This is a genomic window from Paracoccus sp. FO-3 (genome assembly GCF_006386455.1).
Lineage (GTDB): Bacteria > Pseudomonadota > Alphaproteobacteria > Rhodobacterales > Rhodobacteraceae > Paracoccus > Paracoccus versutus.
On sequence record NZ_VCBQ01000265.1, the window covers coordinates 1 to 1,299 of the forward strand.

Below are 1,299 nucleotides of genomic sequence, written 5' to 3' on the forward strand. Positions count from 1 at the left end.
ATGCCATCTGCGATAGCCAAGGGCGGCTGACCTGCCGCTGAACTTTCATCCAGCCGCGACCGGAGCCCGGTTAGTGTTTACGCCAATTGGCGCAGGTTGAGCAATCGCCCGACGCGCGGAGCTTTCATCTCGCGCAGCGGGGCGGGCGATTGCGGCGGTCAGGGTCCGCGCGTAGTCAGCCGGGGTCTGGTAGTCCAAGGCCGAGTGCGGGCGTTCGGTGTTGTAGTCGGCAGCCCAGGCGGCGATCACGATACGGGCATGGGCCAGGTTGCGGAACATGGTCTCGTTGAGCAGCTCGTCCCGCATCCGCCCGTTGAAACTTTCCACAAATCCGTTCTGCATCGGCTTGCCCGGGGCGATGTAATGCCACTCAATGTCGCGATCGGCGGCAAAGGTTAAGATCGCGTTACTGGTCAGTTCGGTGCCGTTGTCAGAGACGATCATCCCGGGCTTTCCGCGGCGTTCGATCAGGGCGGCCAGTTCTCGTGCCACGCGCCGCCCCGAGATTGAGGTGTCCGGGATCGCCGCCAAACATTCCCGGGTCACGTCATCGACGATGTTCAGCACCCGGAATCTTCGCCCGCAATCGAACTGGTCATGGACGAAATCCAGCGACCAGCGTGCATTGGGCCGCGCCTCGACCAGGATAGGGGCCCGTGTTCCGACCGCCTTGCGCCGCGCCTTCCGCTTGCGCACCGTCAGTCCTTCTTCGCGGTAGAGCCGATAGATCCGATTGATCCCCGAGGGCTCGCCCTCGCGGCGCAGCAATACGAACAAGCGCCGGTAACCGAACCGCCGGCGCTCGTTGGCCAAGTCCCGCAACCGACCGCGTAACGCCGTATCCGGCGCGCGTCGGGATCGATAGCGGATCATCGTTCGATCCGCGCCGACGATGTGACAGGCCCGCCGTTCCGAGAGGCCATGCTCGGCCCGAAGATACGCAACGGCTTCACGCTTCACGGCGGGCCCTACCACTTTTTTGCAACCAGGTCCTTCATCGCCGCCAGATCCAGCATCTGCTCGGCCAGCAGCTTCTTCAGCTTGGCGTTCTCATCCTCGAGCCCCTTCAGCCGCTTCGCCTCCGACACCGTCATGCCGCCGAACTTGGCCTTCCAGTTGTAGAAGGTGCCTTCCGACATGCCGTGCTTCCGGCACAGGTCAGCGCACTTCGCGCCTGCCTCATGCTCTGCCAGGATGCCGATAATCTGTTCGTCCGTGAATCTCGTTCGCTTCATTGTCCGTCCTCAAGTTGGGCCGGACTCTAATCGCATCTGGAGGAAAAATCCCGGGGCAGGTCAC

The 1,299-nt window shown here is 63.0% G+C and carries 1 protein-coding gene; it reads right to left on the minus strand.

Going from position 1 to position 1,299, the window contains the following annotated elements; all coding sequences use genetic code 11:
* Positions 1-45 precede the first annotated feature (45 nt).
* Positions 46-1,235 (minus strand): IS3 family transposase gene (locus tag FE811_RS26875; RefSeq protein WP_140849566.1). Its coding sequence is split into 2 segments (ribosomal slippage): positions 46-983 and positions 983-1,235, totalling 1,191 coding nucleotides; the frame shifts between segments, so codons are not numbered across the junction.
* Positions 1,236-1,299 lie beyond the last annotated feature (64 nt).